Source organism: Nocardioides caldifontis (assembly GCF_008087345.1).
Classification (GTDB): Bacteria; Actinomycetota; Actinomycetes; order Propionibacteriales; family Nocardioidaceae; genus Marmoricola_A; species Marmoricola_A caldifontis.
Window position 1 is genome coordinate 86,754 of sequence record NZ_VHIB01000008.1, and the last position, 25,101, is coordinate 111,854.

Here is a 25,101-nt window from a genome sequence, read left to right on the forward strand (position 1 = left end):
CCCAGAGAAGAACGAACCGAGAGGAGGCTGACCGATGACCGCTCCCGCCCTGGTGGCCCTGGCCCACGGCAGCCGTGACCCTCGCTCTGCGAGCACCGTCCGCCAGCTCATCGACGAGGTCCGCCGGATGCGCCCCGACCTGCGCATCGAGCCGGCCTTCCTCGAGCTCTCCAAGCCGTCGTTCAGCCAGGTGGTCGACCGGCTGGTGAAGGCCGGGTACGACGAGATCGTCGTCGTACCCCTCCTGCTCAGCGAGGCCTACCACGCGAAGGTCGACGTGCCCTCCGTGGTCGCCGAGGCCACCGCCCGCCACGAGGGGCTCCGGATCCGGGTGACCGACGTGCTGGGCCTGGAGCCGGTCTTCCTCGACGTGCTCGACCGCCGGCTCCGCGAGGCGCTGCAGGCCGCGCGGGTCCGCGAGCTCGACGCCCTGGTGCTCGCCGCCGCCGGCACCACCGACGCGCTCGCCAGCCAGTCGATCAGCCGGCTCGCGCGGCTCTGGGGAGCCCGGCACAAGCTCCCGGTGATGGCGGCGTTCGCCTCGGCGAGCCCGCCGGCCACCGGCGAGGCGGTCCGCGCGTTCCGCGCCGAGGGGCGCCGTCACATCGCAGTCGGCGCGCTGTTCCTCGCTCCCGGGTTCCTCTACGACCGTGCGGCCGAGCTGGCGCTCGAGGCCGGCGCCGTCGCGGTGTCCCAGCCGTTCGGGGCCGACCCTGAGGTCGCCCGCACCGTGCTCGCGAGGTACCTCGTCGGCGCGGTCGAGCTCGTCCCCGTCTGACGTCCGGACGGTCAGGTCGGTCGACTAGGCTCAGACGCATGGCCAACAAGTTCGATGTCGTCGTCCTCGGTGCGGGCCCCGGTGGGTACGTCGCCGCCATCCGCGCGTCCCAGCTGGGGCTGAAGACGGCGGTCATCGAGAAGAAGTACTGGGGCGGGGTCTGCCTCAACGTCGGCTGCATCCCGAGCAAGGCGCTGCTCAAGAACGCCGAGCTCGCCCACGTGATCAACCACGAGAAGGACAAGTTCGGGATCACCGGCGACGCCTCGATGGAGTTCGGCCCGACCCACGAGCGCAGCCGCAAGGTCGCCAACGGCATGGCCAAGGGCGTCCACTTCCTGATGAAGAAGAACAAGATCACCGAGATCGACGGCTGGGGCACCTTCGTCGACGCCAAGACGATCTCGGTGGAGAAGGACGGCGGCGAGACCGAGGAGGTCACCGCCGACCACATCATCATCGCCACCGGCGCGACCACCCGGCTCATCCCCGGCACCGAGCTCTCCGACCGGGTCGTGACCTACGAGGAGCAGATCCTCGACGAGCAGCTCCCGGGCAGCATCGTGATCGCCGGCTCCGGCGCGATCGGCGTCGAGTTCGCCTACGTCATGGCCAACTTCGGCGTCGACGTGACGATCGTGGAGTTCCTCGACCGCATGGTCCCGACCGAGGACGAGGAGATCTCCAAGGAGCTCGCCAAGCACTACAAGAAGCTCGGCGTGAAGGTGCTCACCGGCACCAGGGTCGAGAAGATCGACGACTCCGGCGACAAGGTGAAGGTCACCGTCTCCTCGGAGAAGAACGGCGAGCAGGTGCTCGAGACCGACAAGGTGCTGCAGGCGATCGGCTTCGCCCCGCGGCTCGACGGCTACGGCCTCGACAAGACCGGCGTGCGCACCACCGACCGCGGCGCGATCGAGGTCGACTCGCGGGGCCGCACCAACGTCGACGGCCTGTACGCCATCGGTGACGTCACCGGCAAGATGATGCTCGCCCACACCGCCGAGGCGATGGGCGTGGTGGCCGCCGAGACGATCGCCGGCGCCGAGACCGTCGAGATCGACTTCGACATGATCCCGCGGGCGACGTACTGCCAGCCGCAGATCGCGTCGTTCGGCTACAGCGAGGCCCAGGCCAAGGACCGCGGATACGACGTGAAGGTCGCGAAGTTCCCCTTCTCCGCCAACGGCAAGGCGCAGGGGCTCGGCGACGCCGTCGGCTTCGTGAAGGTCGTCGCCGACGCGAAGTACAACGAGATCATCGGCGCCCACATGATCGGCCCCGACGTCACCGAGCTGCTCCCGGCGCTCACGCTGGCGCAGAAGTGGGACCTGACGGCCGACGAGGTGGCGCGGAACATCTTCGCCCACCCGACGCTCTCCGAGGCGGTCAAGGAGGCCGTCGAGGGGATCGCCGGCCACATGATCAACCTCTGACGGAGCCCCCGAGCTCGGCGGACGCCCACCCCCTGGCGCGACCCAGTTTGTGGCATTACATTTGCTACAAAGCTCGGTACACATGGGAGCGTCATGGAGTACGTGGTGTACATCGCCGTGGTCATGCTCATCGGCGGGCTGTTCACGATCTTCTACCTGCGATCGGCCCGTGAAGACGCCGAGGAGGAGGTGCACAAGCGCAAGGTGCTCAACCCCGCCGTGCCGATGTCGCCATCAGTGGAACGGTGGCTGGTAGAGGCGGAGCTCCGAGAGACCCGCTACGTCGGTGTCGGGGGGCTCTGGGGGTTCATGCTGGGCGCCGCCTGGCCGGGAGCGAGTGACGCTCTGCGCGACGCCCCCGCGTACTGGCTGGCCAGCGGCGTGTGCGGCGCCTGTGGCACCGTGCTCGGCTCGCTGCTGGCAGCCCACCGCACCCAACCGCTGCGCGATGGCAGCGTCCGCGTCGCGGAAGTGCGGCGACGCGTTCTCTCCGACTACGTCGGGCTCTGGGGACGTGCCGGGCTGCTCGCTACACCGGCGCTGACGTGCGGGGCGCTGTCCATCGCCGTCGGACTCGACGCGCACGTCGCAGGAAGCACCGCCACGAAGCTCGTGGTGGTCATCGCCACTGCGCTGGTGGTGACGGTCGCGGCACCGATCGTTGCCCGCGCGCTCCTCACGCGGCCTCTGGGCAGCAATGGTCCGGAGGGGGCGTACTGGCACCACACCATGGTGCAGGAGAACGTGAATCGCCTCGCCCGCTTGTCACTTGTCACGGCCTCGCTCAGTGCACTGGTCGCCGTCTACTACACCGCACTCAACGCTGCGTCGCTTCCCGACGCGTTGCTCTCGTCGAGTGCAGCCCTGCTCCTGGCGTGGTGTGCGGTCACCCTGTCGCTGGCTGTTGCCCGGAAGGCAACGGCCTCCGCCGTCAAGGCGAGCTCCATGCACCCAGGGGCGGCTCGATGAACCTCATCGTCGACACCGCGTCCGCCGTCCCGCCGTACGAGCAGGTCCGCGCGCAGATCGCGCAGCAGGTGGCGGACGGGGAGCTCCCGGCGGGCACGAAGCTGGCGACGGTCCGGCAGCTCGCTGAAGACCTCGGGCTCGCGCCGAACACGGTCGCCCGCGCCTACAAGGAGCTCGAGGCCGACGGCGTGATCGAGACCCACGGGCGGCGTGGCACGTTCGTCCGCTCGTCGGCTGCCGAGTCGTCCACGTCCGCGGTCCAGGCGGTCCGCGCGTACGTCGCCGCCGCACGCCGCCTCGGGCTTACCCGCCCCGAGGCAGTCCGGCTCGTCGAGGACGCCTGGCTCGGCGAGCACGCCCCTCCCGCCTGAGGTCGCCTGGTGGTCGGTGACCCCGGGTGTCGGGGTCGTGTTGACCCGCCCGTCGTGGCGCGGGGGGCCGACAGGTCCGGGACCACCCAGATGCGCGGATCTTCACGCCGTAGGGCGCGCAACCCGTCAGGATCCGTTCGGATGCACGATGCGACCCTCTCTCGCCGCGCCACGAGGGGCGGCTCAACACCGCTGGCGTCAGAGGGAGATGACCTGCGAGTCGACGTCCTCGCCGTCGACGGTGAGGACCGCCTTCCAGACCGGCCACTCGACGGCGACGCCGACGATCGAGGCCGGGTAGCGCACGGTCAGCTCGCCGTCGCGCAGGTCGGCGTCCTCGTCGAGCTCCTGCTTCTCGGCGGAGTTGCCGGAGAAGACGTACTGCGAGCGGAAGGCGCCGTCGACCGACCGCTCGTGGCCGAGCTGGAGCCGCTCGCTGCCGTCCTCGTTCGAGATGACCACCGACCACAGCACGGTGGAGCCGTGGATCGACCCCTCCCAGCGGATGTCGAACGCGACGAACTCACCGGCGATCGTGCGCCCGCAGTGGGTGATCTGGACCATGGGCGCAGCGTAGTTCGCGACCCGCTGCGGACGGCTCAGCGCACCAGGGTGTCGAGGAGCTGCTCGAGCCGCGCCGCCGGCTCGTCGGTCAGGCCGCCGTGGATCGGGCCGGGCTGCACGACGGTCGACCGCGGCGCGCTGAGGAACCCGAAGCGGGTGCCGAGCGGTGCCTTCCCGGCCGCGCCGGCGGAGGCGTCGCCGCGACAGACGGCCGCGGCCGCGGCGAGCGCGGAGGAGACGGCGGCGGTGTCGAGGTCGGCCGAGAGGGCGCGCAGCCGCTGCTCGTCGACGTCGTAGCCGCAGGCGAGGAAGTCGGCGTCCTGGCAGTAGAGCACCACGCCGACGTTGACGAACTCCTCGCGGTCGACGCGGGGGACGCACCGGAGCACGACGTACTGGAACCCCTTCACGCCGCACCTCCCGGCAGCCAGCCCCGGGAGCCGGAGACGCGGGCGAGCAGGAAGTCGACGTACGCGCGGCGCAGGGCGGACGGGTCCGCGTCCGGCACCGGCTCCAGCCACTCCTCGGGCACGAGCGCGACGACCTCCTCGAGCAGCTGCTCGGTGACCTGCGGGGCGAGCTCCTCGTCGGCCGCGGCGACTCCGGGGAGGTACGCGCCGAGCACGTGGTCGTCGACCCGGTAGGGCTGGGCGGCGAACCGCTCCGGCGAACCGATGCCGCCGGTCCAGGAGTGGTGGAAGTACAGGCACGCGCCGTGGTCGATCGCCCAGAGGTTGCCGTGCCACATCAGCAGGTTCGGGTTGCGCCAGGAGCGGTCGACGTTGGCGGTGAGGGCGTCGAGCCACAGGATCCTGGCCGCCACCGCCGGGTCGGGGCGGCACTCGGCGTCGTAACCGAACGCGCCGGGCAGGAAGTCGATGCCGAGGTTGAGCCCGAGGCTGGCGGTGAGCAGGTCCTGGACCTCCTCGTCGGCCTCGTACCTCGCGATCGCCTCCTCGAGCTGCACCGCGACCAGGTCGGGGGTCGCGATGCCCAGCCTGCGGGCCAGCTCGCCGACGACCACCTCGGCGACCAGCACCCGGAGCCCCTGTCCGGCCCCGCGGAACTTGCAGACGTAGGTGCCCAGGTCGTCGGCCTCGACCAGCCCGGGCAGCGATCCCCCCTCGCGGAGCGGCACGACGTAGCGGGTCGCTCGGACCGTCGGCAGCGCACTCACGCGGACAAACCTCTCACACCACGCACGAGGGCTCCCGGCTGTTCCGTCCTGTCGGTGCCCGTGCCTACAGTCGGGGAGATGACGGCCCTCCACCCGATGTCCGGAGCCCTCGACGCCGACGCGGACGCGCTGCTCCGCCGGTACGACGAGGTGCGCAGCCACACCGAGGCGCTGGCGCTCCCCCTCTCCCCCGAGGACCAGACCGTCCAGTCGATGCCGGACGTCTCGCCCACCAAGTGGCACCGCGCGCACGTCACCTGGTTCTTCGAGACGTTCCTGCTCGCGCAGGAGGAGGAACGGTTCGCGCCGTTCCAGGACCAGTACTGGTTCCTCTTCAACAGCTACTACGAAGCCATCGGGCCCCGCTACTCCCGCCCCGAGCGCGGGCTGATCAGCCGGCCGGGCGCCCACGAGGTCGGCGACTACCGCCGCAACGTCGACGACCGGGTGCGCGACCTGCTCGGCGCCCTCGACGGTGGTGCGCTCGAGCGGCTCGCCCCGACGGTCGAGCTCGGGTTCCACCACGAGCAGCAGCACCAGGAGCTGCTGCTCATGGACATCAAGCACGTCCTCTCGGTCAACCCGCTGCGGCCGGTCTACGCGGGCGCCCCGCTGCCGCCGAGCGAGCCCGACGCGCTCGGCTGGGTCGACGTCGACGGCGGCCTGGTCGAGATCGGCCACGAGGGGCTCGGCTTCTCCTTCGACAACGAGCTCCCCCGCCACCAGCAGTGGCTCGAGCCGTTCCGCCTCGCCGACCGGCTGGTCACCAACGGCGAGTGGCTGGAGTTCATGGCCGACGGTGGCTACCGCCGTCCCGAGCTCTGGCTCTCGGACGGGTGGGGCAAGGTGCGGGGCGAGGGATGGCAGGCCCCGTTCTACTGGACCGAGGTCGACGGGGTGTGGCTCGAGCACACGCTCAACGGCACCTGGCCGGTCGACCCGGGGCTGCCGGTCACCCACGTCAGCCACTACGAGGCCGACGCCTTCGCCACCTGGGCGGGGTGCCGGCTCCCCACCGAGGCCGAGTGGGAGCACGCCGTCGTCTCCACCGGGGCAGCCGTCGCGGCCGGCAACCTCGCCGACACCGCCACGTTCCACGCCCGACCGGCGCCGGCGGCCACCGGTGGGCTCCGGCAGGTGCACGGCGACTGCTGGGAGTGGACCTCGTCCGCCTACCTCCCCTACCCCGGGTTCCACCCGCCGGCGGGCGCGATCGGCGAGTACAACGGCAAGTTCATGTCCGGCCAGATGGTGCTCCGCGGCGGGTGCGCGCTGACCCCGGACGGCCACGCCCGGCCGACCTACCGCAACTTCTTCCCGCCGGGCGCCCGGTGGGCGATGAGCGGCGTGCGGTTGGCCGACGGCGGCGAGCCGGTCACGACCAGGGGGTGAGCGGCCGCTCCTGGGGGACCCCGTCGAGGACGAGGTCGAGCCGCTCGGTGAAGAACGCCACCATCCCCTTCACCGGCACCGCGTCGTGGCGGGGCTCCTCGTAGCTCCACGCCAGGTCGCGGACGAGCCGGCCCTCGACCTCGGCGGACCAGTACCTCGCGTCGCCCTTGTAGGCGCAGACGGTCCGCCGGTCGCTCGGCCGCAGCAGCTCCATCGCGACGTCCTCGCGCGGCAGGTAGTAGCGGGTCGGCAGCGGCGTCTCGAACAGCAGCGTCGCGCGCCGGCTGTCGGCGAGCGTGACGCCCGTGCGGGAGATCACCACGTGCCGGGTGCTGCGGAGACAGTCGATCCGGTCGAACGGGTCGCGTGGGTGGCCGGTGACCTCCTCGTCCTCCTCGAGCCAGTGCGTGAACGCACCCCAGTCGAGGATCACGTGGTCGGCGAGGTCGGGGTCGTGGGGCGCGAACGCCGCCCCGACCAGGTCTCGTTCCGGCACCCGCACGGTCAGCAGCCGGCCCGGGGTCGAGTGTGCGAGGAAAGGCGTCGACGGGTCGAGCACGGGGGCGTTCACCAGCCCCACGTGGACGGGGCGCTCCTCGGTCGCGGGCGCGTCGTACGGCACCAGGTCGGCGGCGAGGTCGGCCTCCGGCACGGCGTACGACGCGACGACCCGGCGTGGCTCCCACACCAGCAGCGCGGAGCGGGAATCCACGACGACCCGGTCCCCCACGGTGGCGCGGATCCACTTCGGTGAGGGGTGGATCCGGGTCTCGGGCAGGGCCGAGGCCCAGAGGTCAGCCATGCGGACGGCCATCCGCCCTTCATACCGTGCAGACGGGTCCCTGACGAGGTCCGGAAGGACCCATCTGCACCGATGAGGCCGCCGGGCGGCTCAGCTCAGCGAGTCGGGCCGGGTCGCGGAGGCGTCCGCCGGGTCGGCCTCGACGACGGTGTCCGCCTCGGGGCCGTCGTTGTCCACCACGGCCTTGTCGACGGGCTGGTCGGTGTCGGTCGAGCCGGCGACCTGCTTGCCGATCCGCATCGCCGCTGCGGAGGCCGCGACCCCCATGCCGAGCCCGGCGAGGGCCCATCCCGGGCCCCACTCCTCACGGCCGAGCGCGGCGTCGACCGAGAGGTCGCCCGGTCCCGCGTCGATGATCCCGAGGAGGGCGGCGACGAGCACCGCGTTGTACTCCCAACCGCCCTCGGTGTTCCACGGGCCGTTGCTCTGGTGGACCTTGCGGATCGCGGTGACCATCGTGCCGATGAGGCTGGCGCCGGCGAGCGGGGTCGCCGCACCGGCCACGAGGAGCGCCCCGCCCGCGGTCTCGGCGAGCCCGGCGGCGTACGCGTTGGCCTTGGGCGGGTGCATCTCGAGGGCGCCCATCATCTGCTCGGTCCCCTCGATGCCCGGGCCGCCGAACCAGCCGAAGAGCTTCTGGGTCCCGTGGCCGATGAAGAGCCCTCCGATGACCGCGCGTGCGGCGAGCCGTCCCACCTGCATGACTGTTCCTTCCCGAGGGGATGCGTTGGGAAGGTCCTACCCGCGCCGGGCTGGTGCCACGCCCTCCGGTCCGGTCAGCCGCCGAACGCGTGGGTCGCGGTGGCGCCGCCGTCGGCGACGAACTCGGCCCCCGTGCTGTAGGAGCTCTCGTCGCTGGCGAGGAAGACGTAGAGCTGCGCGATGTCCGCCGGGGTGCCGACCCGCTTCAGCGCGACCTTCTGGCCGCCCCAGTGGAGCCCCTCGTCGCCGGTGTAGCCGCGGATCATGCCGGTGTCGATCATCCCGGGGTGCACCGAGTTCACCCGGATCCCCTTCGGGCCGAGCTCGAGCGCGGCCGCCTTCGTCATCCCGCGGATCGCGAACTTGGTGCCGGTGTCGGCCACCAGGGTCGGCATCCCGCCCAGCCCCTCGATCGAGGAGGAGTTCACGATCGAACCGCCGCCGTTCTCGATCATCACCGGGGCGACGGTCCGCATCCCGAGGAAGCAGCCGAGCTGGTTGATCCGGAAGAGCCGCTCGAAGTCGGCGGTCGTCGTCTGCGTCAGCTCCGAGAAGTGCAGCACCCCGGCGTTGTTGACCAGGACGTCGGTCGGCCCGAACGTGTCCACGGCCTCGGCCACGGCCCGGGTCCAGCCCTCCTCGTCGGAGACGTCGAATTGGGCTGCCCCGGGCTGCCGGTCAGCGCGGCCTCGGACGAGGTGTTCACGATGCGGCCGTAGACCGGCTCCCCCGGCCTGCTTCGACAGCGCGCGCCAGTGGGCGGACCGCGTTGCGGCCCAGCAGGAAGTGGCCGCGGAGGTGGATCCGCAGGACCTGGTCCCACTCCTCGTCGCTCATGTCGAACAGCATCCGGTCGCCGGTGACGCCGGCGTTGTTCACCACGACGTCGAGCCGCCCCTGCCGGTCGACGGCCTCGGCACGACCGAGCCCCGCTCCGGCCCGGGTCACCACCGCGACCCGTCCCTCGAGGGACAGTGCTCCGGCACGCTCACTCCTCGATCGACAGCGCGCTCTTGGGGCAGGCGCTCACGGCCTGCCGGATCCGGGGCTCGTTCTCCGGAGTGACGTCGTAGGTGTGCACCTGCAGGTAGTCGTCGTCGTCGATCTCGAAGACGTCCGGGGCGAACCCGGTGCAGAGCGCGTTCGACTCGCAGAGGTCGAAGTCGACCTTCAGCCTCTTCACTGCTGACCTCCTCCACCCGGAAGGATGTTCATCTTGCTGTGGTCCCAGCTGGCGACCTTGTCTGGCGTGACGAGGATCGCCACCCGCTTGAGCACCTGCTTCTCGACGGTGTCCTGGCCCAGCTCGCCGAGCTCGGCGATGTCGGTCACGCCCGCCATCGCGGCGGCGACCCGCGAGCCGATCTCGCGGATCCGGTCGTGGTCGCGGACGATCTCGGCGGTGCCCTGGATCGAGACCCCGGTGAGCTCGAAGTAGTCGCTGCCGGACTCCACCAGCACGCTGACCCGCGGGTCCCGCTCGAGGTTCTTCACCTTCTGCGAGGTGGCGTAGGTCCAGAACCCGATGCGCCCCTCGTGGACGACGTAGAAGAGCGTCGTGAGGTGCGGCATGCCGTCGCGGCCGATGCTCGCGACCTGCACCTTCATCTGGGAGGCGAGGTATGCCTCGACCTCCTCCTCGCTCATCGCGACGGCACGGCGCTGCGAGGCGCGCTTGCTGGTGGCCATCGAGGGATTCAGCCTTCCGAGGAGTGGCCGGGGAACAGATGGGCCGCCGGGTTGATCGCCACCGCCGCGTTGTTGACCGCGGTCGCGGCCTCGCCGAACCCGACGGCGATGAGCCGCACCTTGCCGGGGTAGTCGGTGACGTCGCCGGCCGCGAAGACCCGCGGCAGGTTGGTGCGCGTCGTGGAGTCGACGACGATGTGCCGCTTGTGGACCTCGAGCCCCCACTCCTGGATCGGGCCGAGGTCGGCGACGAACCCGAGGGCGGCGATCACCGCCTGCGCCTTCACGACGGTGGTCTCGCCGGTCTTCACGTGCTCGATCTCGACCGCCTCGAGCCCGTCGTCACCGACGAGCCGGGCGACGTTGGCGTTGGTGATCACCTCGGTGTCCCCCGCGAGCACCTTGTCGACGGTGGCCTGGTGGGCCCGGAACGCCTCGCGGCGGTGCACGAGCGTGACCGAGGCGGCGATCCCCTGGAGGGCGAGCGCCCAGTCGAACGCGCTGTCGCCGCCGCCGACGACCACGACGTCCTTGCCGGCGTACTCCGCCAGCGACGGGACGAAGAACGCGACGCCGCCGCCGGTCCACCCCTCCGCCGCCGGCAGCGGGCGCGGGGTGAACTTGCCGATGCCGGCGGTGATGATCACGGCCTTGGCCACGACCGTCGTGCCGTCGTCGAGCCCGACCCGCACGGGGCCCTCCTCGCCGCCGTCCTCGAGGGTGCGCGCCGTGCGACCGAGGAGGTACGTCGGGTCGGCGGTCGCGGCCTGGGCAACGAGCCCGGCGACGAGCTCCTTGCCCTTGACCGACGGGAAGCCGGCGACGTCGAGGATCTCCTTCTCCGGGTACATCGCGGTGATCTGGCCGCCGAGCTCCGGCAGCGAGTCCACGACCGCCACCGAGAGGCCGCGGAACCCTGCGTAGTAGGCCGCGAACAGCCCGACGGGGCCGGCACCGATGACGAGCAGGTCGACCTCGTGTTCCTCGCTCACGGATTCCTCCTCGTCCGCGCCACCGCGGAAACTGAAACGCGTTCTGGTCTAGCCCGAGGTGCTCGGCCGAGGCCAACAACTCCGCTCGCGGCCCTTCCTACCACGCTCGCGACCCGTCCGGGCTACGCCCGGACGGGTGAGGCGGTCGAGACCAGGCCGGCTCAGCCGGCGGACTCGCGCTCCTTCTCGCGCTGCGCGGAGACCCAGAGGCTCAGCACCGCGGTGACGACCAGGGTGGTCACGATGACCCCGAGGGAGACCACGATCGGGATCTCCGGAGCCCACTCGACGTGGTGGCCGCCGTTGATGAACGGCAGCTCGTTGGTGTGCAGGGCGTGGAGCACCAGCTTGACGCCGATGAACGCGAGCAGGAACGCCAGGCCGTAGCTGAGGAAGATCAGCCGTCGGAGGAGGTCGCCGAGGAGGAAGTAGAGCTGACGCAGCCCCATCAGCGCGAAGACGTTCGCGGTGAGCACGAGGTAGGGCTCCCGGGTGAGCCCGAAGATCGCCGGGATCGAGTCGAGCGCGAAGAGCAGGTCGGTGGTGCCGAGCGCGACGGCGACGATGAACATCGGGGTGAGGAGCAGCTTGCCGTGCTCGCGCACCCAGAGCTTGCCGCCGCGGTAGTCCTCCGTGTGCGGCATGACCGTCCGGACCCAGCGGACGAGCCGGTTCTCCTCGAACTCCTCGTCCTCCTCGTTGCCCTCCTTGGCGAGCTTGGCGCCGGTGTAGATGAGGAACGCGCCGAAGAGGTAGAAGACCCAGCTGAACTGCTCGATCGCCGCGGCGCCGACGGCGATGAAGATGCCGCGGAAGACCAGCGCCAGGATGATCCCGATCAGCAGCGCCTCCTGCTGGTACTGCCGCGGCACCCCCAGCTTGCTCATGATGATGATGAAGACGAAGAGGTTGTCGACGGAGAGGGAGTACTCCGTGAGCCAGCCGGCGAAGAACTCCGTTCCGTACTGGTGGCCGGAGAGCACCCAGACCCCGATGCCGAAGAGCACCGCCATCGAGATGTAGATCGTCAGCGCGACCGAGACCTCCCTGCGGGAGGGCTCGTGCGGCCGCCGGCCGATGATCGCGACATCGACGACGAAGATCGCGACGGTGAGCCCGATCGTCACCCACCAGACCCACTCGGGGACGTTCATCAACTACCTCATAGGTCGGGGACGGCGGACCCGGTCAGTTTCTCAGACGCTCCCAGTGGCCGCGTCCCACCCTCCGGTCGGTGCTTGCGGGGCAGTGTGCCCACGATCGGGGTGTGCGACTCGTCCACGGTCTCGAGCAGCTCGTCGTCGGGGATCGCGCCGCCGACCTGAAACCGGTTCCACCCCGACCAGCCCAGCCTCACCGGGCGCCCGCCTCGATCATCTGGCGCAGCTCCTTCTTGAGGTCGGAGATCTCGTCGCGGAGCCGGGCGGCCACCTCGAACTGGAGCTCGGCCGCCGCGGTGTGCATCTGCTCGGTGAGCTGCTGGACCAGCTCGGCCAGGTCGGCCGACGGGAGCCCGGAGAGGTCGGCACGCTGCCGCTCGTCGCCGCCGCTGCGCAGGGAGGGCACCGGCGCCTTCTTGCGGCTGGCGTCGCTGCGCCCCACCTGCTGCCAGGTCTGGAGCAGCTGCTCGGTGGTCTCGTCCTCGCGGGCCAGCATCTCGGTGATGTCGGCGATCTTCTTCCGCAACGGCTGCGGGTCGATCCCGCGCTCCTCGTTGTAGGCGATCTGCTTCTCGCGCCGCCGATTGGTCTCGTCGATGGCCAGCTCCATCGACGGGGTCACCTTGTCGGCGTACATGATCACCTGGCCCGAGACGTTGCGGGCCGCGCGGCCGATCGTCTGGATCAGCGACTTGTCGGAGCGGAGGAACCCCTCCTTGTCGGCGTCGAGGATCGCCACCAGCGACACCTCGGGGAGGTCGAGCCCCTCGCGGAGCAGGTTGATGCCGACGAGCACGTCGTACTCCCCCAGCCGGAGCTCGCGGAGCAGCTCGATGCGGCGGAGCGTGTCGACCTCGCTGTGCAGGTAGCGGGTGCGGATGCCGGCCTCGAGGAGGTAGTCGGTGAGGTCCTCCGACATCTTCTTGGTCAGCGTCGTGACGAGCACCCGCTCGTTGCGCTCGCTGCGCGTCCGGATCTCGTGGATCAGGTCGTCGATCTGCCCCTTGGTGCCCTTGACGATCACCTCGGGGTCGACGAGCCCGGTCGGGCGGATGATCTGCTCGACCACGTTGCCGAGGCCGCCGACCTTGTCGAGCTCGTAGTTGCCCGGGGTCGCGGAGAGGTAGATCGTCTGGCCGATCCGCTCGAGGAACTCCTCCCACTTCAGCGGCCGGTTGTCCATCGCGCTCGGCAGCCGGAACCCGTGGTCGACGAGGTTGCGCTTGCGCGACATGTCGCCCTCGTACATCCCGCCGATCTGCGGGACCGCCACGTGCGACTCGTCGACGACCAGGAGGAAGTCCTCGGGGAAGTAGTCGAGGAGACAGTTCGGCGCCGAGCCCGGCTTGCGGCCGTCGATGTGCATCGAGTAGTTCTCGATCCCCGAGCAGCTGCCGACCTGGCGCATCATCTCGATGTCGTACGTCGTCCGCATCCGCAGCCGCTGCGCCTCGAGGAGCTTGCCCTGGCGCTCGAACTCGGCGAGCCGGTCGGCGAGCTCGAGCTCGATGCCCCGGATCGCCCGCTCCATCCGCTCCGGACCGGCGACGTAGTGGGTCGCCGGGAAGATGTAGAGCTCCTCGTCCTCGGTGAGCACCTCGCCGGTCACCGGGTGGAGCGTCATCAGCCGCTCGATCTCGTCGCCGAAGAGCTCGACCCGGACCGGGTGCTCCTCGTAGACCGGGAAGATCTCCAGGGTGTCGCCGCGGACCCGGAAGGTCCCGCGGGTGAACGCCTGGTCGTTGCGGGTGTACTGGATCTCGACGAGCCGGCGGAGCAGCTGGTCGCGGTCGACCTCGCCGCCCACCCGGAGCCGGACCATCCGGTCGACGTACTCCTGCGGGGTGCCGAGGCCGTAGATGCAGGACACGGTCGAGACGACGATGACGTCGCGGCGGGTGAGCAGGCTGTTGGTCGCGGAGTGGCGCAGCCGCTCGACCTCCTCGTTGATCGAGGAGTCCTTCTCGATGTAGGTGTCCGTCTGCGGGACGTAGGCCTCGGGCTGGTAGTAGTCGTAGTAGCTGACGAAGTACTCCACCGCGTTGTTCGGCAGCAGCTGGCGCAGCTCGTTGGCGAACTGGGCGGCGAGCGTCTTGTTGGGCTGCATGACCAGCGCCGGCCGCTGGAGCCGCTCCACCGCCCAGGCCACGGTGGCGGTCTTGCCGGTGCCGGTCGCGCCGAGCAGCACGACGTCCTGCTCCCCCGCCTTGATCCGGCGCTCGATGTCGTCGATCGCGGTGGGCTGGTCACCTGCCGGCTGGTAGTCGGAGATGACCTCGAACGGCGCGACCTTGCGCTTCAGGTCGGTGACGGGCCTCATGGGTTCGAGCGTAGCCAGCGGCTCCGACAGGACGCGTCCGTCGGCCGCCCCCGATAGATTCCTCCCGTGGCAGCGCGGAGCAGGTTCCCCGTCGGCGTGCTCGGCCGGTCGTCCTCACGCGTGCCGCTGCGCACCGTCCTGCGCCGGACGCTGCTCGGCATCGTCGGGCTGCAGCTGCTGCTCGCGGTGGCCCTGACCCTGGTCGACTCCTACCGCCGCCGGGGCAAGAAGCCCAAGCCGTTCCCGGTCACCCCGCCGTCCGAGGTGACCATCGGCAGCGGCACCGTCACCTGCTACACCTACGGCGCCGATCTCTACGAGGACATGCTCGCCGCGATCGCGGGCGCGCAGCACCAGGTGCTCCTCGAGTCCTACATCTGGAAGGGCGACGAGACCGGCGAGCGGTTCAAGCGGGCGCTCTACGAGGCCGCGGCCCGCGGGGTCGAGGTCTACGCGATCTTCGACGGGTTCGCCAACCTCGTGGTCTCCCCTCGCTTCAAGCACTTCCGGCCGCCGGTGCGGGTGCTGAAGTACCCCGTGTACGCCGCCGGGCTGCGCTTCTTCGACCTGCGCCGCTACGGCCGCGACCACCGCAAGATCCTGGTGGTCGACGACGAGGTGGCGTTCGTCGGCGGCTACAACATCGGCGCCGCCTACGCCACCGAGTGGCGCGACACCCACGTGCGGATCACCGGCCCCGGGGTCTGGGACTGCAAGCGCGCCTTCGCCGACATGTGGAACCTCCACCGTCGGGGGCGCCACGGGGGCCCGCTGCTGCTCGAGACCCCCTCCGACTGGGAGCCTCGGATCCGGATCCACCGCAACGTGCCGCGGCTCTGGATGTTCCCGATCCGGTCGATGTACCTCGAGGCGATCAACCGGGCGACCCGCAACATCTGGCTGACCCAGGCCTACTTCATCCCCGACGCCGACTTCGTCGAGGCCCTCGAGGGCGCTGCTCGCCGAGGCGTCGACGTGCGGCTGCTGGTCCCCCAGAAGTCGAACCACGTGGTCGCGGACTGGATCGCCCAGGGGTACTTCGGCGAGCTCCTCGAGGCCGGGGTGAAGGTGCACCGGTTCCAGGGGGCGATGGTGCACGCCAAGACCGCCACGATCGACGGCAACTGGAGCACGGTGGGCACCGCCAACATCGACCGGCTGTCGATGACCGGCAACTACGAGGTCAACGTCGAGTTCATCGACCCCGCCATGGCCCGGGTGATGGAGGACGTCTTCCGCACCGACCTCGAGAACTGCGTCCAGCTCACCGCCGACACCTGGGCCGAGCGCGGGGTGCACAAGAAGGCGGTCGAGCTGTTCCTGGGACCGCTCCGCCCGCTGCTGTGACCGGCTGCTGACCGGCTGGTGACCCGCTGCTGACCGGGCAATGGTCCCTTGGGGCCATTGCCCGCGGCGGGGACCGCGAGGAACGTCAGGACGAGAACCAGGCCGTGGAGGCGGACCGATGGAGCCACAGGCACTCGAGGGGTCGTGGACCCACGTCCACGAGGAGGACCGGGACGACGTCCAGGTCTGGCTGCCCAGCGACCGTCCGCTCCCGCCCGCCCGCGGCCGCACGTCGTTCACGCTCCGGCCCGACGGCACGGCCGACGCGGGGTCACCCGGCCCCGACGACCGGGGCGTGACGAGCGAAGACGGCACCTGGCAGGTCGAGGGTGACGTCCTGACGGTCCGCTGCCCCGGGTGGGTGGCGACCTTCGAAGTCGTGGCCGCGGACCCGGACCACCTCGGGCTGCGGCCGCTCCCCTCCTCCTGAAGCGAGGCCCACCGGCCTCGGGAGAGGTCCACGAATGCCACCCAGGAAGCGCACCGAGAGCGCGCCCACCGACGACGTCCCCACCCGCAGGATCTGCGCGACCGACGAGGTGAACGAGAGGCTGCTGAGGACCGTCCCCGGCTACGCCGACACCCGCTCCGAGATCGAGAACCGCACCGGCCGGATGGTCGCCTTCGAGGGGGCGGTGCTGCGCACCGGCTGCACCAGCATCCCCGTCGTCGTCCACGTCGTGCACCGCACGACCGCCGAGAACATCTCCGACGCCCAGGTGCAGAGCCAGATCGACGTGCTCAACGAGGACTTCCGGGCCCGCAACGCCGACCGGACCAACACCCCCGCACCCTTCCAGGGGCTCGTCGCGGACGCCCGGATCACCTTCCGGCTCGCGACGACCGACCCGGACGGGAACCCGACGAACGGCATCACACGGACCTCGACCAGCAGGACGTCGTTCAACTCCGAGGCCGACGACGTCAAGTCCGCCTCGACCGGCGGTGCCGACCCCTGGCCCGCCGACCAGTACCTCAACATCTGGACCTGCGGGAACCTCCGCAACTCCCGGAACGAGGCGCTGCTCGGCTACGCGCAGTTCCCCGGCGGCCCCGCCGCCACCGACGGGGTCGTCGTCCTGCACAGCGCCTTCGGTACGACGGGGTCGGCGACCGCACCCTTCGACCGCGGCCGCACCACCACCCACGAGATCGGTCACTGGCTGAACCTGCGCCACATCTGGGGCGACGACGGCACCGGCTGCTCGGGCGACGACTTCGTCGCGGACACCCCCAACGCCGCGGGGCCGAACTTCGGCGCCCCGACGTTCCCGAACATCACCTGCGGGAACGGACCGCACGGCGACCTGTTCATGAACTACATGGACTACGTCGACGACGCTGCGATGTTCATGTTCACCCACGGCCAGGTGGCGCGGATGCAGGCCGCCCTCGACGGCGCCAGGTCGACGATCGGCACCACCGCCCCCTGCCGCGACAAGGGGTTCGCCGACGACATCGTGAAACCGCTGCCGACCGAGAACGTCAAGGACTTCATCAAGGAGCGCCCGAAGGAGCTGGTGAAGGAGCCGGTCAAGGAGCTCCCGAAGGACGTCGTCAAGGACACCCCGAAGGACACCCCCAAGGAGTTCGTCAAGGAGCGGCCGAAGGAGCTGGTCAAGGAGCTGCCGAAGGACGGCGGGTTCGACCCCAAGGACTTCGTCGAGGGGCCGGACTTCCCCCAGGGGCCGGTCGTCCAGCCGGTCCAGCCGGGGCTGGGCGGCCAGGTGCCGTTCGTGCTGGGCGGCCAGGCCCGGGGTGCGGCCGGCGGCGGCGACCCGCTCCTGCCGTTGGTGCAGCAGGTGGGTGCGCTGCTCTGGGCGTACTCCTCGGCTGCGCAGCAGGGGACGCTGAGCCCGCGCGACTCCGCCCGGTGGCAGCAGCTGTCGGCGGTCTACGCCCAGCTCGTGGCGCTGCTCGGCTGAGCGGGGTCCCGCATGATCGTCGTGGTCAGCTTCCGGGACAACCCACACGTCGAGGCGGTCCTGGAGCACCTCCGGCGCCGCGCCCTGGTCGTGGACGCGGCCGACTTCCCCACCCGGGCCATCCTCGAGGTGCGGCTCGCGGACACCGCCGTCCCCGACCTGGTGGCGCTGGAGACCGTGGACGGCCCGGTGCGCGCCGACCGGATCGGCGCGGTCTGGTACCGCCGCGAGCGCCCGATGGAGCTCGACCCCGCGCTCACCGACCCGACCGCCCGGCTGTTCGCCTGGTCGGAGAGCCAGGAGGCGCTGCAGGGGTTCTGGCGGGCGACGGAGTGCTTCTGGATGAACCCGCCCGACGTCGACGCGCTGGCCCAGCGGAAGGTCCGCCAGCTCCAGCTCGCCCGCGAGGTCGGGTTGGCGGTCCCGCCCACGTTGATCACCAACAGCCCGGCGAGGGCGGCGGCGTTCCTCGAGGCGCACCGCCCCGCCGGGGTGGTGCGGAAGGCGTTCCGCAACCTGCGCGAGGCGCCCCGGTCGACGGCGCTGGTGACGGCCGAGGACGAGGCGCGGCTCGACGAGGTCCGCTTCGCCCCGGTGACCTTCCAGGAGTTCGTCCCGGCCGAGCTCGACCTCCGGGTCGTCGCGGTCGAGGACGAGCTGTTCGCCACCGCGATCCGGTCGACCGCCGAGCACCAGGTCGACTACCGGCCCGGGCTCGGCACCGCCGAGCTCTTCGCCTACCGGCTGCCCGACGACGTCGCGTCCGCGCTGCTCGCGCTGCACAAGCGGCTCGGGCTGGCGTACGGCGCCTCGGACCTCCGGGTGACGCCCGCCGGAGAGCACGTCTTCCTCGAGGTCAACCCGGCCGGGGAGTTCCTCTTCGCCAGCGAGCGGACCGGCCAGCCGGTGCCGCAGGCGATCGCGGCCTGCCTGGACCGCCACGACCGCGAGCACGAGACCCGGTGGTGCTGCTGAGCCGGTCTCCCGAGGTCAGACGCGACCGGGAAGGTGCGTGGGCAGCGTCATCCGGGGCGCCCGCCGCGGCCGGCGCAGCCGCCCTTGCATGACCAGCACCTGCACCCGCAGCCGGTGCGGCCGGTAGGGCTCGAGCAGCTCGGCCAGCCGTTCGTCGTCGACGGGCTTGCCGGTGAGCGCCCACCCGATGTCCTTGGCGACGTGGAAGTCGCCGAAGCTGACCGCGTCGGCGTCCCCGAGCGCCCGCGCCCGGGTCTCGGCCGAGGTCCACACCCCGACCCCGGGCAGCGTGCGCAGCCGGCGGTCGGCCTCCTCGACAGGAACGTCCACGAGCCGCTCGAGGGCCGAAGCCCGCTCCGCCACCCGTACGACGGTCCGCGACCGAGCCGGGTCGACGAGCAGCTGCAGCCACTCCCACGACGGGATGGCCCGGAGCGTCTCGGGGGCGGGCAGCACCATCAGCCCGCGTCGCTCGGCCTCGGGACCGGGTGCGGGGTCGCCGTACCTGCGGACCAGCCTGCGCTGGGAGGTGAACGCCTCCTTGCCGGTGACCTTCTGCTCGATGATCGCGGGGACCAGCGCATCCATCACGAGCCTGGTCCGCGGCACCCGCCAGTGCGGGTAGGCCCCCCACGCCGCGGCGAGCACCTCGTGCTCGGGGTCGAACCCGGTCGGGTCGTCGCCGGCGCCGAGCAGCTCCGGCAGCCCGTCGAGCACCCAGTCGGCCCCCGGCCCCCAGGCCGTCGCCCGCACCTCGCCGTCGCGGGACAGCGCCCGCACCGCCAGGGTCACCAGCCCCTCCGGCGTGCGCCACCCCTTCACCACGGTGCCGTCGGGGTCGAGCTGGAAGGTCGGGTCGCCGGCGCCGCGGCGCAGCGACAGCAGGATCGAGGCGACCGGGCACGGCCAGGAGGGACGCCAGCTCCGCTCGAGCGGGGAGTCGGTCGCAGGCACCGCACCAGCCTAGGCGGCGGGATGGCGCAGAATGACCGCGTGCTCCTCGCCGACCTGGTCCGCGCCTCCGTCGAGATGACCGCGACCCGGTCCCGGACCGCCAAGACCGCCGTGGTGGAGCGGACGCTCCGAGCGGCGGCCCCCGACGAGGTGGAGGTGGTCGCGGCGTTCCTCGCCGGCGCGCCACGGCAGCGGCGGACCGGGCTCGGCTACCGGTCGTTGGAGACGCTCCCCGAACCCGCCACGGAGCCGATGCTCACCGTCCTCGAGGTCGACGCGCTGCTCGAGCGGATCAGCACCACGGCGGGCGTCGGGTCACGGGCCGCGCGCACCGCCCTGGTGGCGGAGCTGTTCGGCCGCGCGACGGCGGAGGAGCAGCGGTGGCTGAAGGCGCTCGTCTTCGAGAACCTCCGCCAGGGCGCCCAGGACTCGATCCTGCTCGACGGCATCGCCAAGGCCGCCGAGGTCCCGGTGACCGCGGTGCGCCGGGCCGCGATGTTCACCCCGTGGTCGGGCGAGGTCGCCGCGGCCGCGCTGTCCGGCGGCCGCGAGGCGCTGGACGCCTTCGGCCTGGTGCCCGGCCGGCCGGTCCGGCCGATGCTCGCCGCGTCCGCACCCGACGTCGCAGCGGCGCTGGAGAAGATGGCGGCCGCGTGCGTCGTCGACCGCAAGCTCGACGGGATCCGCGTCCAGGTGCACCGGGTCGGGGGCGAGGTGCGGGTCTACACGCGCAGCCTCGACGACGTCACCGAGCGGCTGCCCGAGGTCGTCGAGGCGGCGCTCGCGCTCGCGGCCGACCCGGTCGTGCTCGACGGCGAGGTGCTCGCGCTCGCCGAGGACGGGCGGCCCCGGCCGTTCCAGGAGACCGCGTCGCGCACCGGCAGCAGCGTCGCGGTCGAGGAGCTGCGCCGCCGCACCCCGCTGACGGTGTACTTCTTCGACGTCCTGCACCGCGACGGCGAGGACCTGCTCGACGCCGACGGCGCGACCCGGCTCGCGCGGCTCGACGAGACGGTGCCCGAGCGGTACCGCGTCCCGCGGGTGGTCACCAGCTCCCCCGAGGAGGCCCAGGCGTTCTTCGACGCGACCGTCGCCGCCGGCCACGAGGGGGTCGTCGTCAAGGCTCTCGACAGCCCCTACCTCGCCGGCCGGCGCGGCGCCGGGTGGGTGAAGGTGAAGCCACGGCACACCCTCGACCTCGTCGTCCTCGCGGTCGAGTGGGGCAGCGGTCGGCGCAGCGGATGGCTGTCGAACATCCACCTCGGCGCACGCGACCCCGAGGGCGGCGGCTACGTGATGCTCGGCAAGACCTTCAAGGGGATGACCGACGAGATGCTCGCGTGGCAGACCGAGCGGTTCCTCTCCCTCGAGACCTCTCGCGAGGGGCACGTCGTGCACGTCCGACCCGAGCAGGTCGTCGAGATCGCGTTCGACGGCATCCAGACGTCGTCGCGCTACCCCGGCGGGATGGCCCTGCGGTTCGCCCGGGTCCTCCGCTACCGCGACGACAAGACCGCCGACGAGGCCGACACCGTGGAGACGGTCCGGGCGCTGCGCTGACCACGGCTCTTTACCTTTTCGAGAAAAACTCGAACAGCACGCCTGACCTGCCGATACCTTCCGTGGCTGACGTCGAACGACCACGGGGGAGACATGACGGAGGAGACCGGCGGGCGCCGGCACGGGCGAGGAAACCGGTTCGGGCTGGTGCTCGGCGCCGTCCTCGCACTCGCACTGGCCGCACCCCTGGCGGTGGCCGGCGGCGCGACCGCGACACCGGGCGTGGCATCGACCGCCACGACCGTGGCCGCTGCCGGGCCGCGCAAGGTGACCGAGGACAAGCGGCCCAACATCGTCGTGGTGATGGCCGACGACATGCGCGCCGACGACCTGCGCTTCGCCCCCAACATCCGCCGGATCCTCGGCCAGGGCGGCGTCACGTTCGAGAACGCCTTCTCGCCGTTCCCGCTCTGCTGCCCGGCCCGGGCGTCGTTCCTGACCGGCGTCTACGCGCACAACCACGGCGTCTACTGGCACGGCGCTCCCTATGGCTACGGCTCCTTCGACGACTCGCGCACGATCGCGACCTCGCTGTCCGAGGCGGGCTACCGGACCGGGTTCATCGGCAAGTACCTCAACGGCTACGGCAAGGACGCCTCGAAGGTCACCGGCGAGCCGTCGTACCTCTACGTGCCGAACGGGTGGACCGACTGGCGCGCCTCGTTCACCAACCCGGGCGTCCCCGGGATCCACGGCGGCACGTACAACTACTTCGACAGCCCCTACAACGTCAACGGCAAGGTCGACAACCGCTACAAGGGGCAGTACCAGACCGACGTCCTCGGCACGTTCTCGGTGAGGATGGCCCGCCGGTTCGCCGCCTCGCCGAACCCCTTCTTCATGTTCGTGTCGTACGTCGCGCCGCACCACGGCACGCCGTTCGAGCACGACGACCCGCGGCAGCGCACCGACGTCGACGGCACCTACGACGGCTACTCCACGCCGGCCCGGCCCCGCTGGGTCAAGGGGATGTTCGACAAGGTCGTCAAGCGCGGCGCCGGCATCGCACCGGGCAGCCGCTCCGGCGAGCTCGACGTCTCGGACAAGCCGTCGTTCTTCCGGGCCCGCAAGGACTTCACCGCCGGCCAGCTCGCCGCGCTCGCCGAGGTGACCCGGCAGCGGGCCGAGGCGATCTACGTCGTCGACCAGCAGGTCGCCCGCCTGGTGAAGGTGCTCACCAAGAAGGGCGAGTGGGACGACACCGTGCTGGTGTTCACCTCCGACAACGGCTACTTCCTCGGCGAGCACCGGCAGCCCAGCGGCAAGGTCCGCGCGCACGAGCCGTCCCTGCGGGTGCCCTTCCTGGTCACCGGCCCCGGCATGCGCAGCGGCCAGAAGCGCTACGACCCGATCAGCACGGTCGACGTCACCGCGACGATCCTCGACATCGCCAATGCCGCTCCCCCGCTCACCCCGGACGGCACGTCACGGCTGCGGACGATCCGCCGCGGCGACCAGGGGTGGACGGCGCCGGTCGTCACCGAGGCGGTCTACACCGTCGGCGGTCAGCGGGTCGCGCCGGGCTTCGTCGACGGCGACGCCCGGGACTCCGTGGGGCTCCGCACCCCTCGCTACTCGTTCACCCTCTACGACAACGGCGAGGGCGAGCTCTACGACCTCCGGACGGACCCGGCCCAGATGGAGAACCGGTTCGGCGACCCGGCGTACGCCGCGGTGCAGGAGCAGCTCACCGAGACCTGGTGGCAGTACAAGGACTGCGTGGGGGCCGAGTGCCGCACCGCCATGGACCCGGCACTGCGGCAGAGCGTCCAGCAGACCAAGCGGACGACCCGGGGCTACTGGGCCGCGGTCTCGAAGCTCTACGGCCGCTGACCGGTCCCCCGCGAGGTCACCGGGCGACCAGCGCCTTGCGCCACCCGTCGACCACGTCCCAGACGTAGATCACCACGGCGGACAGGACGACGATCAGCCCCACGACGTCCGGGTCGAACTCGGCCCAGTGCTCCTGGATCCCGGCGACCGCGTGGGGGTTGAGCAGCCGGTCGGACGCGGCGAGGTACACGACCGGGGCCGTGAACACCGCGCCGAGGACCACGTTGAGCGTGGCCAGCCGCGTCGTCCACCCGCCCGCGCGGTACTTCACCACCTCGAACACCATCTCGGCGACGATCAGGACGAGCACCAGCGGCAGCCAGAACGTCCAGAGCTCCGGGTCGAGGACCGGCACGTCCTCCCCGTCGTACGACACCGAGGGGTTGAGCTGCTGCCAGACGATCGCGGCGCCGAACAGCCACAGGAAGACCAGCGCCGCGACGAGGTCGGTGACCGAGCCGCGGTGGGCGCGTGACAGCTCGGGAAGCTGGTCGGGCGTCCACACCGCGCCGACCGACTCCCGCACGTCGTCGTCCGGGCCTCGCTCGACGACGGCGAAGACCGCGGTCACCCAGAAGGCCACCTGGACCGCGACGGTGTACGCCGTCCACACGGCTGCGCCGACGACCGACCCGACGTCGCCGCCGCCGAGCGCGTCGATCGTCGCCACCACCAAGGCGACGACCGGCACCACGAGGAGGGTTCCCTTGAGCACGCGGACGTACGACGGGAACAGCTCCGGACCGATCAGCCGGAGCTTGCGCCCCGAGTAGCCGGCCGAGAGCCGCTCCGGCTCCCCCAGCTCCTCGAGGGCGGCGTACTCCGCCTGCTCCGGTGTCAGCCCGGGCCGCTCGTCGAGCAGCGCCTCGACGCGGTCGTCGATGCTGCCGCGCAGCTCGTCGGCGACGTCGGCGCGCTGGTCCTCGGGGAGCCGGCGGGTGGCCGCGTGGACGTAGCGGTCCGCCAACGTCGGCGTGCCGGGGGTCCGCTCACGGCGGTCGGTCGTCATGGTCCTCACCTCAGCTTCTCGATGGATGCGTGCAGCTCCTGCCACTCCGCGAGCAGCGACTCGAGCAGGGACTGCCCGTCGGGGCTGACCCGGTAGAACTTCCGCGGCCGTGACTCCTCGGTGTTCCACTCGCTGGTCAGCAGCCCCTGCTTCTCCAGGCGGCGGAGCAGCGGGTAGAGCGTGTTGGCGTCGACGGCGAAGCCGGCGTCGGCGAGCGTCTCGAGGAGCGCGTAGCCGTACGTCGGGCGGCTCAGCGTGGCCAGGGCCGCCATCACCACGGTCCCCCTGCGGAGCTCCTGGAGGTGGCCGGCCAGGACGTCGTCAGGCATGACTGAGACAATACTGTGCGTCACACACCATTGTCCAGCGCACGCCCTCAAGCTGCGACACGGACACCTGCTGCAACTCCGAGTTGCACGACCGTACGATGTGCCGCATGAGCGAACAGACGACGGCGCCCCCGGGCCCGCGTCAGCGCCGGCAGAGCGCTGTCGACCGCCGCCGGGAGCGCGAGGCGCGGATCATCGCCGCCACGCGCGAGCTGTTCGACGCCAGCGGGGTGCGGGACGCCCAGATCGAGGACGTCGCCCGGGCGGTCGGCATCAACCGCGCGATCATCTACCGCCACTTCACCGGCAAGGAGGAGCTGTTCGCCCTCACCGAGGCGACCTACCTCAAGGACCTCGAGGAGCGGCTCCGCGCCGCCGACGACACCGGCGCCGACCCGGAGACGCGGCTGCGCGCGCTCACCGAGGCGTTCGTCGACTTCGGCCTCGCGCACCCGGCCTTCGTGGACTGCGGCGTCACGATCCTGCGGATGGGCCCGGCGCTGCTCGACGAGCTCAGCTCGTCGGCGCTCTTCAAGCTCGGCAAGGGGATGAGCGACTGCCTCACCCGGGTCGTCGACATCATCCGGGCGGGCCAGGAGACCGGCGCCTTCGCCGAGCAGGACCCCGACCTGGTGGCGAACATGCTCTACTCGCTCGGCCTCGGCGGGCTCCAGCTCGCGCGGCTCGGCGTGATGGTCAAGGAGGGCTCCCCCGGCGTCCCGACCGTCGCCGACATCGACGCCGCCCAGGTCAAGCAGCACCTCGTGGCGTCGAGCCTCGCCCTGGTCCGCCGTCCCGACTGACGGACCAGGACGGG

27 protein-coding genes are annotated in these 25,101 nt (G+C 71.4%); 12 read left to right on the top strand and 15 right to left on the bottom strand.

The genetic code is table 11. From position 1 onward, the window contains the following. The first annotated feature begins 34 nt into the window (after positions 1–34). The 4 genes from FIP57_RS14695 (at position 35) to FIP57_RS14710 (ending at position 3,554) form a co-directional block, all read left to right on the top strand. Positions 35–778, top strand: coding sequence for a sirohydrochlorin chelatase (locus tag FIP57_RS14695; RefSeq protein ID WP_148574300.1), 744 nt, complete (start codon positions 35–37; stop codon positions 776–778). Positions 779–816: 38 nt separating this feature from the next. After that, on the top strand, positions 817–2,214 hold the full coding sequence (gene lpdA / locus FIP57_RS14700; protein ID WP_148574301.1) for a dihydrolipoyl dehydrogenase: 1,398 nt from the start codon (positions 817–819) through the stop codon (positions 2,212–2,214). Positions 2,215–2,319: 105 nt separating this feature from the next. Further along, the gene (locus tag FIP57_RS14705; protein WP_148574302.1) at positions 2,320–3,183 is read left to right on the top strand and encodes a hypothetical protein; all 864 of its coding nucleotides are present in this window, start codon (positions 2,320–2,322) and stop codon (positions 3,181–3,183) included. Next, positions 3,180–3,554, top strand: a complete 375-nt coding sequence (locus tag FIP57_RS14710) for a GntR family transcriptional regulator (protein WP_148574303.1) — start codon at positions 3,180–3,182, stop codon at positions 3,552–3,554. The genes FIP57_RS14705 and FIP57_RS14710 overlap by 4 nt, the downstream gene beginning before the upstream one ends. 198 nt (positions 3,555–3,752) lie before the next feature. Here FIP57_RS14710 and FIP57_RS14715 read toward each other — a convergent pair whose 3' ends face one another. From FIP57_RS14715 to FIP57_RS14725, 3 genes are read right to left on the bottom strand one after another with little or no spacing between them, the layout of a single operon-like run. Further along, a complete protein-coding gene (locus tag FIP57_RS14715) occupies positions 3,753–4,118 on the bottom strand; it encodes a hypothetical protein (protein WP_148574304.1) in 366 nt (121 codons plus the stop codon). 35 nt (positions 4,119–4,153) lie between these two features. Further along, entirely contained in the window at positions 4,154–4,528 is a 375-nt protein-coding gene (locus FIP57_RS14720; RefSeq protein WP_148574305.1) for a DUF3037 domain-containing protein, read from the bottom strand. Beyond that, entirely contained in the window at positions 4,525–5,295 is a 771-nt protein-coding gene (locus FIP57_RS14725) for a HipA family kinase (protein ID WP_203231279.1), read from the bottom strand. Before FIP57_RS14725 ends, FIP57_RS14720 begins: the two co-directional genes overlap by 4 nt. A 78-nt stretch (positions 5,296–5,373) precedes the next feature. Here FIP57_RS14725 and egtB point away from each other — a divergent pair, with 78 nt between their 5' ends. Further along, positions 5,374–6,687 (top strand): ergothioneine biosynthesis protein EgtB, encoded by a 1,314-nt coding sequence (gene egtB / locus FIP57_RS14730; protein WP_238993491.1) that lies wholly within the window; start codon positions 5,374–5,376, stop codon positions 6,685–6,687. Here egtB and FIP57_RS14735 read toward each other — a convergent pair. The 9 genes from FIP57_RS14735 to uvrB form a co-directional block, all read right to left on the bottom strand. After that, positions 6,671–7,489 (bottom strand): DUF427 domain-containing protein, encoded by an 819-nt coding sequence (locus tag FIP57_RS14735; protein ID WP_203231280.1) that lies wholly within the window; start codon positions 7,487–7,489, stop codon positions 6,671–6,673. The genes egtB and FIP57_RS14735 overlap by 17 nt on opposite strands. Positions 7,490–7,579: 90 nt before the next feature. Further along, the gene (locus FIP57_RS14740; RefSeq protein WP_148574307.1) at positions 7,580–8,191 is read right to left on the bottom strand and encodes a DoxX family protein; all 612 of its coding nucleotides are present in this window, start codon (positions 8,189–8,191) and stop codon (positions 7,580–7,582) included. Positions 8,192–8,265: 74 nt separating this feature from the next. Beyond that, positions 8,266–8,811 (bottom strand): SDR family NAD(P)-dependent oxidoreductase, encoded by a 546-nt coding sequence (locus FIP57_RS14745; RefSeq protein WP_148574308.1) that lies wholly within the window; start codon positions 8,809–8,811, stop codon positions 8,266–8,268. A gap of 82 nt (positions 8,812–8,893) precedes the next feature. Continuing rightward, a complete protein-coding gene (locus FIP57_RS24095; RefSeq protein WP_238993492.1) occupies positions 8,894–9,139 on the bottom strand; it encodes an SDR family NAD(P)-dependent oxidoreductase in 246 nt (81 codons plus the stop codon). A gap of 40 nt (positions 9,140–9,179) precedes the next feature. Beyond that, the gene (locus FIP57_RS14755; RefSeq protein WP_148574309.1) at positions 9,180–9,374 is read right to left on the bottom strand and encodes a ferredoxin; all 195 of its coding nucleotides are present in this window, start codon (positions 9,372–9,374) and stop codon (positions 9,180–9,182) included. Then, positions 9,371–9,880 carry a pyridoxamine 5'-phosphate oxidase family protein gene (locus FIP57_RS14760; protein ID WP_203231281.1) on the bottom strand — a complete coding sequence of 170 codons (510 nt, stop codon included), beginning with the start codon at positions 9,878–9,880 and terminating at the stop codon, positions 9,371–9,373. Before FIP57_RS14760 ends, FIP57_RS14755 begins: the two co-directional genes overlap by 4 nt. An 8-nt stretch (positions 9,881–9,888) precedes the next feature. Further along, positions 9,889–10,872: an NAD(P)/FAD-dependent oxidoreductase gene (locus FIP57_RS14765; RefSeq protein WP_148574310.1), complete on the bottom strand. Its 984-nt coding sequence runs from the start codon at positions 10,870–10,872 to the stop codon at positions 9,889–9,891. 161 nt (positions 10,873–11,033) lie between these two features. Further along, positions 11,034–12,026 (bottom strand): TerC family protein, encoded by a 993-nt coding sequence (locus FIP57_RS14770; RefSeq protein WP_148574311.1) that lies wholly within the window; start codon positions 12,024–12,026, stop codon positions 11,034–11,036. Positions 12,027–12,225: 199 nt separating this feature from the next. Beyond that, entirely contained in the window at positions 12,226–14,352 is a 2,127-nt protein-coding gene (uvrB, locus tag FIP57_RS14775; RefSeq protein WP_148574312.1) for an excinuclease ABC subunit UvrB, read from the bottom strand. Positions 14,353–14,418: 66 nt separating this feature from the next. Here uvrB and FIP57_RS14780 point away from each other — a divergent pair, with 66 nt between their 5' ends. The 4 genes from FIP57_RS14780 to FIP57_RS14795 all read left to right on the top strand — a co-directional run bounded on the left by FIP57_RS14780 (position 14,419) and on the right by FIP57_RS14795 (position 18,599). Next, complete coding sequence (locus FIP57_RS14780) at positions 14,419–15,699, top strand: phospholipase D-like domain-containing protein (protein ID WP_238993493.1); 1,281 nt, start codon at positions 14,419–14,421, stop codon at positions 15,697–15,699. Positions 15,700–15,817: 118 nt separating this feature from the next. Continuing rightward, positions 15,818–16,129, top strand: a complete 312-nt coding sequence (locus tag FIP57_RS14785; RefSeq protein ID WP_148574313.1) for a hypothetical protein — start codon at positions 15,818–15,820, stop codon at positions 16,127–16,129. A gap of 34 nt (positions 16,130–16,163) precedes the next feature. Then, positions 16,164–17,624: a zinc metalloprotease gene (locus FIP57_RS23725; RefSeq protein ID WP_148574314.1), complete on the top strand. Its 1,461-nt coding sequence runs from the start codon at positions 16,164–16,166 to the stop codon at positions 17,622–17,624. Positions 17,625–17,636: 12 nt separating this feature from the next. Then, positions 17,637–18,599 carry an MvdC/MvdD family ATP grasp protein gene (locus tag FIP57_RS14795; protein ID WP_148574315.1) on the top strand — a complete coding sequence of 321 codons (963 nt, stop codon included), beginning with the start codon at positions 17,637–17,639 and terminating at the stop codon, positions 18,597–18,599. A gap of 15 nt (positions 18,600–18,614) precedes the next feature. Here the strand turns inward: FIP57_RS14795 and FIP57_RS14800 are convergent, their stop codons facing one another. Next, entirely contained in the window at positions 18,615–19,553 is a 939-nt protein-coding gene (locus FIP57_RS14800) for a DNA-3-methyladenine glycosylase family protein (protein WP_148574316.1), read from the bottom strand. A 21-nt stretch (positions 19,554–19,574) separates the two neighbouring features. Here FIP57_RS14800 and FIP57_RS14805 point away from each other — a divergent pair, with 21 nt between their 5' ends. Together FIP57_RS14805 and FIP57_RS14810 are read left to right on the top strand one after the other, a co-directional pair. Continuing rightward, positions 19,575–21,113, top strand: coding sequence for an ATP-dependent DNA ligase (locus tag FIP57_RS14805; protein ID WP_203231282.1), 1,539 nt, complete (start codon positions 19,575–19,577; stop codon positions 21,111–21,113). A gap of 93 nt (positions 21,114–21,206) precedes the next feature. Beyond that, entirely contained in the window at positions 21,207–22,946 is a 1,740-nt protein-coding gene (locus tag FIP57_RS14810) for a sulfatase family protein (protein ID WP_148574317.1), read from the top strand. A gap of 16 nt (positions 22,947–22,962) precedes the next feature. Here FIP57_RS14810 and FIP57_RS14815 read toward each other — a convergent pair whose 3' ends face one another. Beyond that, a complete protein-coding gene (locus FIP57_RS14815) occupies positions 22,963–23,955 on the bottom strand; it encodes a permease prefix domain 1-containing protein (protein ID WP_148574318.1) in 993 nt (330 codons plus the stop codon). A 5-nt stretch (positions 23,956–23,960) separates the two neighbouring features. Then, positions 23,961–24,284 carry a PadR family transcriptional regulator gene (locus FIP57_RS14820; RefSeq protein WP_148574319.1) on the bottom strand — a complete coding sequence of 108 codons (324 nt, stop codon included), beginning with the start codon at positions 24,282–24,284 and terminating at the stop codon, positions 23,961–23,963. Between the two features lie 107 nt (positions 24,285–24,391). Here FIP57_RS14820 and FIP57_RS14825 point away from each other — a divergent pair, with 107 nt between their 5' ends. Next, a complete protein-coding gene (locus tag FIP57_RS14825) occupies positions 24,392–25,087 on the top strand; it encodes a TetR/AcrR family transcriptional regulator (RefSeq protein ID WP_148574320.1) in 696 nt (231 codons plus the stop codon). The last annotated feature ends 14 nt before the right edge of the window (positions 25,088–25,101 follow it).

Excerpts from the sequence above, each read along its gene's own strand:
- egtB (WP_238993491.1), top strand. The coding sequence starts at position 5,374 with ATGACGGCCCTCCACCCGATGTCCGGAGCCCTCGACGCCGACGCGGAC.
- uvrB (WP_148574312.1), bottom strand. The coding sequence starts at position 14,352 with ATGAGGCCCGTCACCGACCTGAAGCGCAAGGTCGCGCCGTTCGAGGTC.
- FIP57_RS14810 (WP_148574317.1), top strand. The coding sequence starts at position 21,207 with ATGACGGAGGAGACCGGCGGGCGCCGGCACGGGCGAGGAAACCGGTTC.
- FIP57_RS14715 (WP_148574304.1), bottom strand. The coding sequence starts at position 4,118 with ATGGTCCAGATCACCCACTGCGGGCGCACGATCGCCGGTGAGTTCGTC.
- lpdA (WP_148574301.1), top strand. The coding sequence starts at position 817 with ATGGCCAACAAGTTCGATGTCGTCGTCCTCGGTGCGGGCCCCGGTGGG.
- FIP57_RS14805 (WP_203231282.1), top strand. The coding sequence starts at position 19,575 with ATGGCGCAGAATGACCGCGTGCTCCTCGCCGACCTGGTCCGCGCCTCC.
- FIP57_RS14770 (WP_148574311.1), bottom strand. The coding sequence starts at position 12,026 with ATGAACGTCCCCGAGTGGGTCTGGTGGGTGACGATCGGGCTCACCGTC.
- FIP57_RS14695 (WP_148574300.1), top strand. The coding sequence starts at position 35 with ATGACCGCTCCCGCCCTGGTGGCCCTGGCCCACGGCAGCCGTGACCCT.
- FIP57_RS14735 (WP_203231280.1), bottom strand. The coding sequence starts at position 7,489 with ATGGCTGACCTCTGGGCCTCGGCCCTGCCCGAGACCCGGATCCACCCC.
- FIP57_RS14825 (WP_148574320.1), top strand. The coding sequence starts at position 24,392 with ATGAGCGAACAGACGACGGCGCCCCCGGGCCCGCGTCAGCGCCGGCAG.
- FIP57_RS14740 (WP_148574307.1), bottom strand. The coding sequence starts at position 8,191 with ATGCAGGTGGGACGGCTCGCCGCACGCGCGGTCATCGGAGGGCTCTTC.
- FIP57_RS14815 (WP_148574318.1), bottom strand. The coding sequence starts at position 23,955 with ATGACGACCGACCGCCGTGAGCGGACCCCCGGCACGCCGACGTTGGCG.
- FIP57_RS14760 (WP_203231281.1), bottom strand. The coding sequence starts at position 9,880 with ATGGCCACCAGCAAGCGCGCCTCGCAGCGCCGTGCCGTCGCGATGAGC.
- FIP57_RS14795 (WP_148574315.1), top strand. The coding sequence starts at position 17,637 with ATGATCGTCGTGGTCAGCTTCCGGGACAACCCACACGTCGAGGCGGTC.
- FIP57_RS14785 (WP_148574313.1), top strand. The coding sequence starts at position 15,818 with ATGGAGCCACAGGCACTCGAGGGGTCGTGGACCCACGTCCACGAGGAG.
- FIP57_RS14820 (WP_148574319.1), bottom strand. The coding sequence starts at position 24,284 with ATGCCTGACGACGTCCTGGCCGGCCACCTCCAGGAGCTCCGCAGGGGG.
- FIP57_RS23725 (WP_148574314.1), top strand. The coding sequence starts at position 16,164 with ATGCCACCCAGGAAGCGCACCGAGAGCGCGCCCACCGACGACGTCCCC.
- FIP57_RS14710 (WP_148574303.1), top strand. The coding sequence starts at position 3,180 with ATGAACCTCATCGTCGACACCGCGTCCGCCGTCCCGCCGTACGAGCAG.